This is a genomic window from Brachybacterium sp. GCM10030252 (genome assembly GCF_042666535.1).
In the GTDB taxonomy this organism is placed as follows: Bacteria; Actinomycetota; Actinomycetes; order Actinomycetales; family Dermabacteraceae; genus Brachybacterium.
Window position 1 is genome coordinate 95,755 of the sequence record NZ_JBHTDM010000007.1, and the last position, 13,059, is coordinate 108,813.

12 protein-coding genes and 1 tRNA gene are annotated in these 13,059 nt (G+C 68.8%); 3 read left to right on the plus strand and 10 right to left on the minus strand.

Annotated elements, in window-relative coordinates; translation table 11 throughout:
• Positions 1-161: 161 nt before the first annotated feature.
• Positions 162-533, plus strand: a complete 372-nt coding sequence (locus ACFQRJ_RS06775) for a hypothetical protein (RefSeq protein WP_377018225.1) — start codon at positions 162-164, stop codon at positions 531-533.
• Positions 534-658: 125 nt separating this feature from the next.
• Here the strand turns inward: ACFQRJ_RS06775 and nrdE are convergent, their stop codons facing one another.
• The 4 genes from nrdE to ACFQRJ_RS06795 all read right to left on the minus strand — a co-directional run bounded on the left by nrdE (position 659) and on the right by ACFQRJ_RS06795 (position 5,992).
• On the minus strand, positions 659-2,791 hold the full coding sequence (gene nrdE, locus ACFQRJ_RS06780) for a class 1b ribonucleoside-diphosphate reductase subunit alpha (protein WP_377018226.1): 2,133 nt from the start codon (positions 2,789-2,791) through the stop codon (positions 659-661).
• A gap of 5 nt (positions 2,792-2,796) precedes the next feature.
• Positions 2,797-3,195, minus strand: coding sequence for a class Ib ribonucleoside-diphosphate reductase assembly flavoprotein NrdI (gene nrdI, locus ACFQRJ_RS06785; protein WP_377018227.1), 399 nt, complete (start codon positions 3,193-3,195; stop codon positions 2,797-2,799).
• Positions 3,196-3,217: 22 nt separating this feature from the next.
• Positions 3,218-3,472, minus strand: coding sequence for a glutaredoxin-like protein NrdH (nrdH, locus tag ACFQRJ_RS06790; RefSeq protein ID WP_377018228.1), 255 nt, complete (start codon positions 3,470-3,472; stop codon positions 3,218-3,220).
• Between the two features lie 759 nt (positions 3,473-4,231).
• The gene (locus ACFQRJ_RS06795) at positions 4,232-5,992 is read right to left on the minus strand and encodes a Gfo/Idh/MocA family oxidoreductase (protein ID WP_377018229.1); all 1,761 of its coding nucleotides are present in this window, start codon (positions 5,990-5,992) and stop codon (positions 4,232-4,234) included.
• Between the two features lie 265 nt (positions 5,993-6,257).
• Between ACFQRJ_RS06795 and ACFQRJ_RS06800 the strand changes: the two genes are divergently transcribed.
• Complete coding sequence (locus ACFQRJ_RS06800; RefSeq protein WP_377018230.1) at positions 6,258-6,932, plus strand: lysophospholipid acyltransferase family protein; 675 nt, start codon at positions 6,258-6,260, stop codon at positions 6,930-6,932.
• A gap of 157 nt (positions 6,933-7,089) precedes the next feature.
• Positions 7,090-7,473, plus strand: coding sequence for a universal stress protein (locus ACFQRJ_RS06805; RefSeq protein ID WP_377018231.1), 384 nt, complete (start codon positions 7,090-7,092; stop codon positions 7,471-7,473).
• A gap of 149 nt (positions 7,474-7,622) precedes the next feature.
• Here ACFQRJ_RS06805 and ACFQRJ_RS06810 read toward each other — a convergent pair whose 3' ends face one another.
• The 6 genes from ACFQRJ_RS06810 to ACFQRJ_RS06835 all read right to left on the minus strand — a co-directional run bounded on the left by ACFQRJ_RS06810 (position 7,623) and on the right by ACFQRJ_RS06835 (position 13,051).
• Entirely contained in the window at positions 7,623-9,116 is a 1,494-nt protein-coding gene (locus tag ACFQRJ_RS06810; protein WP_377018232.1) for a catalase, read from the minus strand.
• 91 nt (positions 9,117-9,207) lie between these two features.
• Positions 9,208-9,714: a Fur family transcriptional regulator gene (locus tag ACFQRJ_RS06815; RefSeq protein ID WP_377018233.1), complete on the minus strand. Its 507-nt coding sequence runs from the start codon at positions 9,712-9,714 to the stop codon at positions 9,208-9,210.
• Positions 9,715-9,868: 154 nt separating this feature from the next.
• Positions 9,869-10,069: a hypothetical protein gene (locus tag ACFQRJ_RS06820; protein ID WP_377018234.1), complete on the minus strand. Its 201-nt coding sequence runs from the start codon at positions 10,067-10,069 to the stop codon at positions 9,869-9,871.
• Between the two features lie 189 nt (positions 10,070-10,258).
• Positions 10,259-10,331 (minus strand) — tRNA-Thr (locus ACFQRJ_RS06825).
• Positions 10,332-10,418: 87 nt separating this feature from the next.
• On the minus strand, positions 10,419-12,062 hold the full coding sequence (locus ACFQRJ_RS06830; protein WP_377018235.1) for an alpha/beta hydrolase: 1,644 nt from the start codon (positions 12,060-12,062) through the stop codon (positions 10,419-10,421).
• A gap of 254 nt (positions 12,063-12,316) precedes the next feature.
• Complete coding sequence (locus tag ACFQRJ_RS06835; RefSeq protein WP_377018236.1) at positions 12,317-13,051, minus strand: ABC transporter permease; 735 nt, start codon at positions 13,049-13,051, stop codon at positions 12,317-12,319.
• Between the last annotated feature and the right edge of the window lie 8 nt (positions 13,052-13,059).

Here is a 13,059-nt window from a genome sequence, read left to right on the forward strand (position 1 = left end):
CCCAGTGCCTTCCCTCGGTCAGGGCGGGTCGATAGCGTCAGGGCATGGCTTCCCACTCCCCGTCTCCTGATGCCACGCAACCATCCGGACCGTCCGGCCCGTCACCGACATCTGGTCCGCCCGATCACTCAGGCACGTCGCACCGACGCCCGACAGGAATAGTGCTGGCCCTGCTCGCCACTGCGGTCGTGGTGGGACTGCTCGGGCTCGGCGTGGGAGGAATCGGTGGCTTCCTGCTCGGCCGCGGCGGGGTGGGCGGCCCCTCGGACCCGAACCTCGCCGAGGCCTGCGCGACACTCGACCGGATCTCGGGCCAGCTCCCGATCGATGAGGACTCGCTGGCCCTCGATGACCCACTCGTGTGGGAACTGTTGGCTGCCGGCAGCCACTTCACCGCGGCCGGCTCGGAGCCGGACGGCGACGAGCAGCTGCGGGAGATCGGCACCGAGGTCCAGCAGGGCATTTCCGCCCTCGACGTCGAACTGCTCGAGGATGCCACCAGCAAGATGCAGGCCGAATGCGCCGGGCGGTGATCCGCGGTCGCCGCACATCGACTACCTGATCGCCCCACAGCGCGTACCGACCCGGTCCCGCGCGTGCGCAGAAGCGCGGGCACCATGCGTCATGGTGCCCGCCCTTCTGATACCGGGTCAGCGGCTCACAGCATGCAGCTGACGCAGCCCTCGACCTCGGTGCCCTCGATCGCCATCTGCCGCAGGCGGATGTAGTAGAGGGACTTGATGCCCTTGCGCCAGGCGTAGATCTGCGCCTTGTTGATATCGCGCGTGGTCGCGGTGTCCGGGAAGAACAGCGTCAGCGACAGACCCTGGTCCACGTGCTGCGTGGCCTCGGCGTAGGTGTCGATGATCTTCTCGTACCCGATCTCGTACGCATCCTCGTAGTACTCGAGGTTGTCGTTGGTCATGTACGGCGCCGGGTAGTAGACGCGGCCGATCTTGCCTTCCTTGCGGATCTCGATCTTGGAGACGATCGGGTGGATCGAGCTGGTCGAGTGGTTGATGTAGGAGATGGAGCCGGTCGGCGGCACCGCCTGCAGGTAGGCGTTGTACATGCCGTGCTTCTGGACCTCGTCGCGCAGCTGCTTCCAGTCCTCCGGCGTGGGCAGGTGCACGCTGGAGTTCGCGAACAGGCTGCGGACCTTCTCGGTGCGCGGCTCCCACGTCTGCTCGATGTACTTGTCGAAGTACTCGCCGGTGCCGTACTTCGAGTTCTCGAAGTCGTAGAAGACCTCGCCGCGCTCCTTGGCGATCTTGTTCGACGCCTTGATGGCGTTGTAGGTGACCGCGTAGAAGTACATGTTCGTGAAGTCCAGGCCCTCGTCGGAGCCGTAGAAGATGGACTCGCGGGCGAGGTAGCCGTGGAGGTTCATCTGGCCCAGACCGATGGCGTGCGAGGCGCGATTGCCCTCGGCGATCGTCGGCACCGACTCGATGTCGGAGTGGTCCGAGACCGAGGTGAGGCCGCGGATCGCGGTCTCGATGGTGCGCGAGAAGTCGTCGGAATCCATCGTCTTGGCGATGTTCAGCGAACCGAGGTTGCAGGAGATGTCCCGGCCCAGCTCGTCGTAGCTCAGGTCCGTGTTCATCGACGACGGGGTCGAGACCTGCAGGATCTCCGAGCACAGATTCGAGTGGGTGATCTTGCCCGGGATCGGGTTCGCCCGGTTCGCGGTGTCCTCGAACATGATGTACGGGTAGCCGGACTCGAACTGGATCTCCGCCAGGATCTGGAAGAAGTCGCGCGCCTTGATCTTCTTCTTGGAGATGTTCGGGTTGTCGACCATCTCGCGGTAGTGATCGGAGACGTTCACGTCGGCGAACGGCTTGCCGAACTCGCGCTCCACGTCGTACGGGGAGAACAGGTACATCGGCTCGTTCTTCTTCGCGAGCTCGAAGGTGATGTCAGGGATGACCACGCCGAGCGAGAGAGTCTTGATGCGGATCTTCTCGTCGGCGTTCTCGCGCTTGGTGTCCAGGAAGCGCAGGATGTCCGGGTGGTGGGCGTTGAGGTACACCGCACCGGCGCCCTGACGCGCCCCCAGCTGGTTCGCGTAGGAGAAGGAGTCCTCCAGCAGCTTCATCACGGGGATGACGCCGCTGGACTGGTTCTCGATGTGCTTGATCGGTGCGCCGTACTCGCGCACGTTGCTCAGCAGCAGTGCCACGCCGCCGCCGCGCTTGGACAGCTGCAGCGCAGAGTTGATCGAACGACCGATCGACTCCATGTTGTCCTCGATGCGCAGCAGGAAGCAGGAGACCAGCTCACCGCGCTGTGCCTTGCCGGCGTTGAGGAAGGTGGGGGTGGCCGGCTGGAAGCGGCCGTCGAGGATCTCGTCGACGAGGTTGCGGGCCAGCTGCTCATCGCCCTCGGCGAGGGTGAGGGCCACCATCACCACGCGGTCCTCGAAGCGCTCCAGGTACCGCTTGCCGTCGAACGTCTTCAGCGTGTACGAGGTGTAGTACTTGAACGCGCCCAGGAACGTCGGGAAGCGGAACTTCTTGGCGAAGGCCTGCTCCGACAGCGACTCGATGAAGGAGAAGTCGTACTTCTCCAGCAGCTCGGGCTCGTAGTACTTGTTCTCGACCAGGTAGTCGAGCTTCTCGCGCAGCGAGTGGAAGAACACCGTATTGGGGTTCACGTGCTGCAGGAAGTACTCCCGCGCCGCGAGGCGATCCTTGTCGAACTGGATCTGGCCGTCCGCTCCGTAGAGGTTCAGCATCGCGTTCAGGGCGTGGTAGTCGAGCTGCCTGTTGTGCTCGAGTGGGGGCATCTCGGTCAGTGTCGCCAAAACTCTTCCAATCCGTCGTGGACCCGCTGCACGTCGCGAGGGGTACCGAACAGTTCGAATCTGTACATGTGCGGGACGCGGCACTTGGCGGAGATGACATCCCCTGCCGCGCAGTACGCGTCCCCGAAGTTGGTGTTGCCGCCACCGATCACGCCACGGATGAGGCTCCGGTTGCGTTCATCGTTGAGGAACTTGATGACCTGCTTGGGGACGGCACCGCGGCCGTTGCCCCCGCCGTAGGTCGGGACCACCAGGACGAACTCCTCATCGGCGACGAGGTGCTCCTCCTGGGCGTAGAGCGGGATGCGCCGGGCCGGCATCCCGAGCTTCTCGACGAAGCGGTGAGTGTTGCCCGAGACCGAGGAGAAGTAGACGAGCTTCGTCACGCCGACGCCTCCTGGTGACAGCTCAGATCGCGGCGGCCGAACGCTGCGAGCCGGCGCCCGCGATCGCCTTGATCTTGTCGGGACGGAAGCCGGACCAGTGATCCTGCTCCGTGATGACCACGGGAGCCTGCGCGTAGCCCATGGACTTGATGCGCGCCAGCGCCTCGGCGTCCTCGGTGATGTCGACGACGTCGTAGGCGACGCCGGCCTTGTTCAGGGCGCGCTTGGTCGCGTCGCACTGCACGCAGAGGGGCTTGGAGTACACGGTGATGTCCAAGGGAAGGGGCCTTTCTCGAGCGCCGCGCCGAGAGCGCGAGGAGCGTGGTGTGTGCAGATGTTCCGGGGAGGTCCGATGGACCACGTCACAGGCCTCCGGAGGCTCCCCACCGCCGCCTCATCAGAGCTTTCGATGTGGCGGACGGTCCCCGGGAGGGCCGGATCGCTGCGACAGTACCAACACTACACCTAGTGGTGCCCGAGAGGAACGACCACAAGATGTACTGAGTTACAAGATTGTCATACACAAAGCGGTGGGGACGGGATGTGGATGGCTCGGGGCAGCTGGGGACGCGAATCGCGAGCCACGCACGAAGACCGAGGAGAAGACCGAGGATGCGTGCACATCACAGTGTGGACAGGGGGTCGGACAGACCGCGATCGCGGTGGACGGCGCTGCTGAGCGAGGGTCCCCGGCGAGCCCGGATCGGGCGCAGATGTGTTCCGGATCCCCGGCGTGTCCGGGCGCGTCGCGGCGTGTCGCCGGCGTGTCGCCGGCGTGGCGTCGGCGTGTCGTCGGCGTGCCTCGACGGGACGTCGTACTGCTTTCTCGGCGCAGTATCGGCGCGCCCCTACGGGGCACCATGCGATGCCCGGGCGTGTCGCGACCGGCTTCATGCGGACAGCCTTCGCCGCACCGGCGTGTCGCCTCGTGAGCCGTCCGGGCCTCTGCCGCCCGGGGCGTCATGGCGCCCTGCGGCACGTCCGCGGCGGCAGCGCGCCGCACACGCAGTTCCTCAGGAGGGACGGTGGCGAGTCCTCAGGAGGGGCGGTTGCGGTACTCGCCAGCCGTCGACTCCGCCGACGGGTCGGTGCCGGTCGTCTCGGAGCCCTGCGGGGACGCGGCCTCGTCGTCGCCGGCGCCCTCGTGCGACGCGGCCTGCGCCGCCGAGCCGCCCGCCGAATCGTCGCCCTCGCGCTGTGCATCGGAGGTCCTGTGCGGCTCGGGAGGCCAGGTCGATTCGTCCAGACCGTCCGATCGGAGATTCCACACGTCCACGACGTCACGGCCCGTCCGCGGCGCGGCACCTGGCTCCGCGTCGGGATAGTCGATCGGCTCGGTGGGGTTGGTGGGCTCCGGGAGTCCGCTCGGATCGCTCGCGGCGGCGGGGACGACGGGCTGTCGCTGCTCCGTCGGACCCTGGTCCGCCGGGCTGCTGTGGGGCGACGGGGTGGCCGGCTCCTGCTCGAGCGTCTCCGGTGCCGGCTGCGATTCCGGTTCCAGGGCCGGCGGTTCGCCGTCCGGCGCTCCCGCCACGTCGGCGGCCGTCGCCGGCTCCTGTTCCAGCGTCTCCGCAGCCGGTTCGGAGTCGAGCGGCCCGGAGGCAGACGGATCAGCGCTCTCGGCCTCGCTGTCGCTCCCCTGTTCGTCGTCGGCCGCGTCGGGGGCGGGATCGAGGCTGCGACCGTCGGCGACCACGATCGTGGAGAGCACCTCCCGCAGGAGCGTGACCTGGTTGCGTGCCTCCTCGGCGCCGGAGACGGGCCGGACGCCCTTCTCGACGAAGCTGTGGAACGCCTCCCACATGGCTTCGACGCTGCCCTTCGTGGCCACGGTCGCCGTCTCATGGACGGCGCCGCCCTTCTTCTCCCGCAAAGCGACACTGGAGCGGCGGTCGCCATGCGAGGGAGCGGGAAGCTCGACCTCCATGCGGCGACGCGCGGAGAGCACCTTGATGTGCTCGGAGTACTCGGGCGCGAAGGGCAGGTAATGCCACACCAGGCGCACATGCGCTCCGCCTTCGAGCTCGCCGAGGATCTCGAGGGAGCCGGGGATGACGCCCTTGGGCCAGTGGCGCACCGCCGTCACGCGGGTGATCGGCCCGTACACCGCCTCCATCACGGCCATCTGGTGGGCCACCCCGGTCAGCAGGCCCTTCACATACAGGTCGCGGTCGCGCTGGGTGGCGCCCTCGCCGGAGCCGGCGACGACGGCGGCCTGGAGATCGGAGCGGCGCTGCGAGCGCACATCGGAGGGCAGGTCGTAGGAGGAGCTCGTCACGTGCGCTCCGCCGAACAGCGGCTGGCTGGCCGGCATCAGCACTTCGTGATCGACCATCCGCAGGTCCTTGGTGGCGATCTGCTCCGACATGCGCGCGACGGATTCGTCGTACTGCTGCGGGTAGGCCATCATCACCAGGCGCCGGCCGGTCATCCGCTCGAAATCGGCGACCTTGGCCACCTCCTCGGCGGAGAACCCCAGCGGGGGCTCGACCAGCACGGGGATCCCGCGGCGCATCAGCTGCAGCAGGTCCTCGACGTGGAGACCGTCGGTCGCCAGGACGGCCGCATCGAGCGAGAGCGTCTTGGCGCGCACCGCTGCGATGAGATCGCCGACCGACTCGTAGCGCTTGTCCTCACCGATGCCCCACACGTCGGAGGCCTCCCGGCGCCGACGCGGCGAGTGGTCGACCAGGGCGGCGACGGTGAACCGGTCCCAGCGCCGCCGCAGCACCGGAAGGTGCACGGCCTGCGCCATCGTTCCGGCGCCAATCACGGCGACGTTCAAGGTCTTCGGCATCGACAGGCTCCTCGGGATCGGCGGAGATCGGCAGCGCCCACCGCATGCGCGCAGCGGACGCAGCGACCGCCCTACTGCCTCATCGCGCCTCCGGAATCGGCGCGTGACGCACGCCTGTTCTACCACACCGAGCCGGACCCGAAGTCAGCGGCTTCACCGGCGCGACCTGCACATCATCCGGGCCGACAGCATCCGGCGGCGGCAACCCGGCCACGGCCGGCGGGGATATCGTAGACGGCGATCTCAGACGTCTCAGGAGGACTACGTGGCCAGCCGCTTCTACTTCGGTGCTCGCACGGTCGTCAGGCCGCTCGTGCGGCTCGCATGGAACCCCCGGGTCACGGGGATGGAGAACGTGCCGCGCGAGGGCGGCTTCATCATCGCCTCGAACCACCTGGCCAACATCGACAGCTTCGTCATCCCGGTGGTCTTCCCCCGGCAGGTGCGCTTCGTGGCCAAGGACACGCTCTGGGCCCATCAAGGGATCAAGGGCAGCGTCCTGCGCTGGTTCTTCGATGCCGTCGGCGCCGTGCCGGTGGATCGCGAGGCGCTCTCGTCCGGCAAGGGCGCGCTGCAAGCGGCTCTGGAGATCCTCCGCGAGGGCTCCGGTTTCGGGATCTACCCCGAAGGAGCACGCTCCAAGGACGGGCTGCTGCATCCGGGCAAGCAGGGCGCCGCCTGGCTCGCGCTGGAATCGGGCTGCCCCGTCATCCCCGTCGGGCTGAAGGGCACCCAGCATCTGTTCACCACGGCGATCCCCGAACGCGGCACCGTCAGCGTGCGCGTGGGAGAGCCGCTGGACATCGCCGACGTCGATCCCAGTCTGTCCAAGGGGGTCCGACGACGCGTGATGAACGCGCGGATCATGGACGAGATCCAGAAGCTCTCGGGCCAGCGGCGCTCCCCCGAACCGACGTCCTCGGCCCGTTCCGAGTTCTGAGGATCGTCCGGGCCGCTTCGATCACGACCACGACGTTCCCGGCCGTCCACCCGGTCAGGCCCCTCGTGCCGGGAGCTCGGGCCGAGCCCGTAGGATCGGGGGCAGGCGCGCGCTGACCGGGCGCGGGCCGGGCTCGGACCGCACCTCAGGAGAACAGATGGCAGTCGTCGTCGGATTCATCCCCACCGACGTGGGATTCAAGGCGCTGGCAGCTGCACGTGAGCAGGCGGAGCTGCGAGGCGGCCCGCTGATCGTGGTCAACGTCGTGCGCGAAGGGGTCACCGAAGACCCCCGCCACGCCGACGACCAGCAGCTGGAGATCGCTCGTGACCAGCTGCGGCAGGCTCCCGTGCGCGTGGAGATCCGCCAGGAGCACACCGAGGAGGACATCGCCGAGGTGCTGCTGACGGTGGTCGAGGAGGAGAAGGCCGAACTGCTGGTCCTGGGCATCCGGCGCCAGAAGGACCTGGCCCGCCACCTGCTGGGCCTGACCGTGCAGAAGCTGCTGCTGTCCGCCCCCAGCGAGGTCCTCGTGGTGTGAGCGACGCCGGCCGGCGCCAGACCCGCGGACAGACCGCGACAGCGCGAGCCACCGACGACGTACAGAAGCGGCCCGTCCCCCACGTGTGAGGGACGGGCCGCTTCCTCTCGTCCGCGGCCGGGCCGCACGCTGGACCCGGTTCCGGTGGCTCAGGCCTCCAGCGGGTCCCCGCCGGGCTGCTGATCCGCCTTGGCGGTGCCGACGGCCAGCTCGATCCGCTCGCCGATGGTGGTGTCGATGTTCTTCCAGTACTGCAGGGCCTTGGACAGGACCGGCTCCTCGACGGTGCTCAGGGCACCGGAGACGGTCTCGACCAGGCGATCACGGGCGGCGTCGTCGAAGACCTCCCGCACCAGCGTGCCGGCCTGTCCGAAGTCGTCGTCCTCGGCGTGCAGGGTGTAGGCGGCGCGCACCATCTCCCCGTCGGCCTCCCAGCCGTTCTCCGAGGGGCCCTGGGTGTCCTGGTAGGCGCGGCCGTAGGAGTTCGGTGCGTACACCGGCGCGTCCCCGCTGTGCAGGAACTCCATGAACCCTTCCTTGTCGTAGGAGTTCGTGGGCACGATCGGCTGGTTCACCGGCAGCTGGTTGAAGTTGGTGCCGATGCGGTGGCGCTGCGCGTCCGGGTAGGAGAACGAGCGGCCCAGCAGCATCTTGTCCGGGGACAGGCCGATGCCGGGCACCGTGTTCGAGGGGCTGAACGCGGCCTGCTCGACCTGGGCGAAGTGGTTGACCGGGTTGCGGTTCAGGGTCATCGTGCCGACCTTGATCAGCGGGTAGTCCTCGTGGGAGACCGTCTTGGTCAGGTCGAAGATGTTGAAGCGGTAGTGCTTCGCGTCCTCGTACGGGATCACCTGCACCGAGACGGTCCAGCTGGGGAAGTTCCCGCCCGCGATGGACTCGAAGAGATCCCGGCGGTGGTAGTCGCCGTCGGTGCCGGCGAGGCGGTCGGCCTCCTCGTTGGAGAGGAACTCCATCCCCTGGTCGGTGTGGAAGTGGTACTTGACCCAGAACTTCTCGCCGTCGGCGTTGACCCACATGTAGGTGTGCGAGCCGTAGCCGTTCATGTGGCGCCAGGTCTTGGGCAGGCCGCGGTCACCCATGAGGTAGGTGACCTGGTGGGCGCTCTCGGGGGAGTTGGTCCAGAAGTCCCACTGCATGGTGTTGTCGCGCAGGCCCGAAGCCGGGGTGCGCTTCTGGGAGTGGATGAAGTCGGGGAACTTCATCGGGTCGCGCAGGAAGAAGATCGGGGTGTTGTTCCCGACCAGGTCGTAGTTGCCCTCCTGCGTGTAGAACTTCAGCGCGAAGCCGCGCACGTCGCGCCAGGTGTCGGGCGAGCCCAGCTCGCCGGCGACGGTGGAGAAGCGCAGCAGCAGCGGGGTCTTGCGGCCGGGCTGGAAGAGGTCCGCCTTGGTGTACTTCGAGACGTCCTCGGTCACCTCGAGCTCACCGAAGGCGCCAGAGCCCTTCGCGTGGGGGCTGCGCTCCGGGACGCGCTCGCGGTCGAAGCGGGCCAGCTTCTCGACCAGGGCGACGTCGTGGAGCAGCAGCGGGCCGTCGGCCCCGACGCTCAGCGAGTGCGCGTCGGACTCGCGCGGAGCACCGGACTCCGTGGTGCTCTTCTTTGTTGGGTCGAAGTCGTTCATGTACTTCTCCTGGGTTGGTGATGGGTACTGACAAGTTGTCACGAAAGGCGGACAGACGACGGCCCGTCTCGCACCGGCAGGGCCGGAGCGATCAGGGCGAGGACGAATCGGGCGAGTCGAGCTGAGCGGCGGCAGCGGTGGAGGATGCCGACGCACCGGTCGCGGCGGCGGACGTGGCGGCCTCGTCGCGACACGCGGCGCACACCCCGCGGTAGACGACCTCGGCGACCTCGATCTCGAAGCCGAGGTCGTCGTGGGGCAGCAAGCAGGGGGCCTCGCCGATGGCGCACGGGACGTCCTCGAGGCGCCCGCAGACGCGGCATTCGAGGTGGTGGTGGTTGTCGTGCTCGTGCAGCTCGTAGCGGGCGCTGCGGCCCGCGACGGGGACACGTCGCAGCAGCTCGACCTCGGTCAGGGCGTGCAGGACGTCGTACACGGCCTGGCGGGAGACCGCTCCCAGGCGCTCCCGGACGGCATGGGCGACGGAGTCGGCATCGGCGTGGGGGTGTTCGGCGACGACCTCCAGGGTCGCCAGCCTCGGGGCGGTCACGCGCAGACCGGCGTTCCGCAGAGCGGGGGCGCGGTCGGCGTTCGGCATGACGCCCACCCTAGCGCGTTTTCTGGACTTGTCCAAAAAAACGCACGCGTCCAGGATCGGTGCCGCTCGGCGGACGCGGGCGCGGTATCAGAGCCGGCGTCGCGCCAGGCGGGCGCGGCGTCAGAGCCGGCGTCGCGTCAGAGCTGGCGTCGCGTCAGGACTGGTGGCGGTGCTTCTCCACGGCGGCCCAGAAGTCAGCGGTGCGGAGGTCCTCGACGCTGTCTAGGTTCTTGCTCTCGGCCAGCTGCTGGAGGTCGTCGGCGATGGCGTCGAGATCGAAGTCGCTGGCGTCGTGCCGGCCCGAGGGGCCGGCGATCGTGCTCGCGATGAACGTGGTCAGGCTGTCGCGGTCCATGGGTGCTCCTGTGACTCGGCGGGGTGTCGGGACGACCCTATGCGGTTCGGCTCCGGCGACACTGCGAGCGGGAGCGCGCGGCGCGCACTTCGTGGGGAGAGGAACAGCACGAACGGGCGGAGCGCTCGCGGTTCGGGCAGAGCAGAGGCCCCCTGTCCAGCTGGTGCGCTGGTCAGAGGGCCTCTCCCGAGCCGCCTGCCGGAATCGAACCGGCGACCTATTCATTACGAGTGAATCGCTCTACCGACTGAGCTAAGGCGGCGTTCCCGCCGGTCACATGGCGGACCGCATCACTGTACGGGACTCGCAGCGGCGGGCGCAAAGCGATCGGCCGCGATCCGCGTCACGCTCAGCAGGTCAGCCCGTCCTCCGGGACCGTGTCCTCGAGGAGGTAGGCGTCCACCTGCTCCTCGATGCAGCCGCCGGAGCGTCCGTAGGCGGTGTGGCCGTTGCCCTCGAAGGTCAGCAGGCTCGCGCTGTCGAGCTGGTCGGCGAGGCTCTCGGCCCACTTGTACGGGGTGGCCGGATCGCCCGTGGTGCCGATCACCACGATGGGGCCGGCGCTCTCCGCGGCGATCGGCGCGGGCTCGCGAAGCGCGGGCTCCGGCCACTGGGCGCACGGCGAGTTGTCGTTGCCCATGGTCGGCCCGAAGGTCGGGAACTCCTCCGCGAGTCGTTCAGCCTCCTGGTCCTGCCACTGCTCGTCGGCGATGCCGGGATGGTCCAGGCAGTTCACGGCGGTGATCGCGTAGGTCGAGTTGGTGCGGTAGGTGCCGTCGGGCAGGCGCTCGGCGGAGCGGTCCGCGATGGCCAGCAGCGGCTGCCCGTCCCCCGCCATGGCGGCGGTCAGCGCCTCGCGACCCTCCGTCCAGGACTGGTCGCTGTACAGCATCGACATCACGGCCGATCGCGCGAGCGCGCCCGTCAGCGGCCGCTGGGGATCGTCGGTCTCCAGCGGCTCGTCATCGACGGACTCGAAGAACGAGATCAGCTCGTCCTTGGCGGCCGCGGGGTCCCCGGAGAACGGGCACGAATCGGCGCTGTCCAGGCAATCCTGCAGGAACGCCTCGGTGGCCTGCTCGAAGCCCTCGGCCTGCCCGGCGGAGAGCTCGTCCATCGTGATCGTGGGATCCATGGCGCCGTCCAGGACGAACTTGCCGACCCGATCGGCGTAGAGATCGGCGTAGGTGGCCCCGAGGTAGGTGCCGTAGGAGTAGCCGAGGTAGTCCAGCTGCTCCGAGTCCAGTGCTGCGCGCAGCACGTCCATGTCGCGGGCCGCGGAGTAGGTGTCGAGGTAGGCCAGCACGTCCCCCGAGTTCTGCTCGCAGGCGTCGGCCAGACGGGTGTTCCACTCCTCGGCGAGCTGGTCGGCCTCCGGGGTCCCCGCCTCGGCGGTGACCGAGCGGTACTCGTCGGTCTCCTCGTCGCTGAGGCATTCGATGCCGGCCGAGCGGGCGACGCCGCGGGGGTCGAAGCCGACGAGGTCGTAGGAGGAGCTGACCTCGGGAGAGATCAAGTACGGCGCCGATTCCAGGAAGTTGACGCCGGAGGCGCCCGGGCCGCCCGGGTTGACCACCAGGGATCCGGTGGCCTCGCCGGTGGCCGCGATACGGGCGACGGCGATCTCGATGTCCCCGGCCGACGGATCGTTCCATGCCAGGGGGACGGTGATGGTCCCGCACTCGGCGTCCGGGTTCGCGACGTCCTCGCACTCGCCCCACTCGATGGACTGCTCGTAGTACTCGGCGTAGGCGGGGTCGGTGGCGAAGTCCGTGCCGAGGTCCTGGGCGGCCGAGGTCCCGATCTCCGTCAGGGGCAGATCCGCCTCTCCGGCGGGGGCGTGCTGGGTGGCGCCGCCGCCGTCGCTGGCCGAGCCGGTGCTCCGGTCGGGGCCGACGTCGTCCTGGGTGCACCCCGCCATCAGCAGGACCGCCGCTGCCGCCGCTGCGGTGATGCGGGCGAACGGACGAGGCGACAGGCCTGCGAAGGTCATGCGGTGTTTCCTTGTCTGAGGACGGACGGGACCGGGGCGACGGGGCCGCCGAGGAGTGCAGCCCCGGAGCGCTCATCCGACGATCGGACCCGGCCGCGGGTCGGATGCGCGCGAGGAGCGGGGCCCGGCCATCCTAGGCCTCGCCGGGTCCCGCTCGGGCCGCGCCACCCGGCTCGGGCCGGGTCCATTGCCGTCCTAGCTTCCGGTCCGGGGTGTCAGGCTGCGACGTTCCGTCTCCGTCGGCTCGCCGAGGGTCATCCGACTTCGCGGTGAGACCAGCGCCAGATCCCGAACGCGGCCGGGAGGATCACCAGCAGCACCAGCGGGATCAGTTCGAAGGCTGTCGCCTCGCCGTTCCCGAAGGCCGTGGCGGCGGTCTGCAGGTCGAATGCGCGTACCAGGTCGGTGAGGAACTCGGAGCCGGTCAGGACTCCGACGGCGGAGGCGGTGCCGACCACGAAGGGGAACCCGATCGCGGCGATCAGGCCGAGCACGGTCGATTGCAGGGCCAGGCCCATGGCCAGGGAGAACAGCAGGGTCACGGCGATCACGGGCAGCTGCGTGCTCAGCACGCCGTCCAGCGAGTCGAAGCTCGCGCCGTCGCCGAGCATCTCGCCGCCGATCCAGGTGGCCAGGGCTGCGAGCGCGAGGGAGATCGCCACCAGCACACCGACCACCACGATCGCGGCGAGCGTCTTCGAGGCCAGCACCGCGAGGCGCCCGGGGCGCTGGAGGAGAGTGACCTGGATGGAGCCGTCGGACCACTCCCCTGCGGTGATCAGGACCGCGATAATCGGGATGATCAGCGTCAGCGGCAGGGTCAGGACGATGACGGTGTTCTCGAAGTCGGAGGTGTTCACGGGCAGCAGCGCGGGCTGGAGGAGCCCGCCGAGACCGGCGAACGCGGCGACGAGGATGAGGCTGATGGCCACCATGATGGCGGCGGCGCGAGTATCGAGATAGGCGCGGATGTCGAGCAGGGGGCGCATGGGGGTCT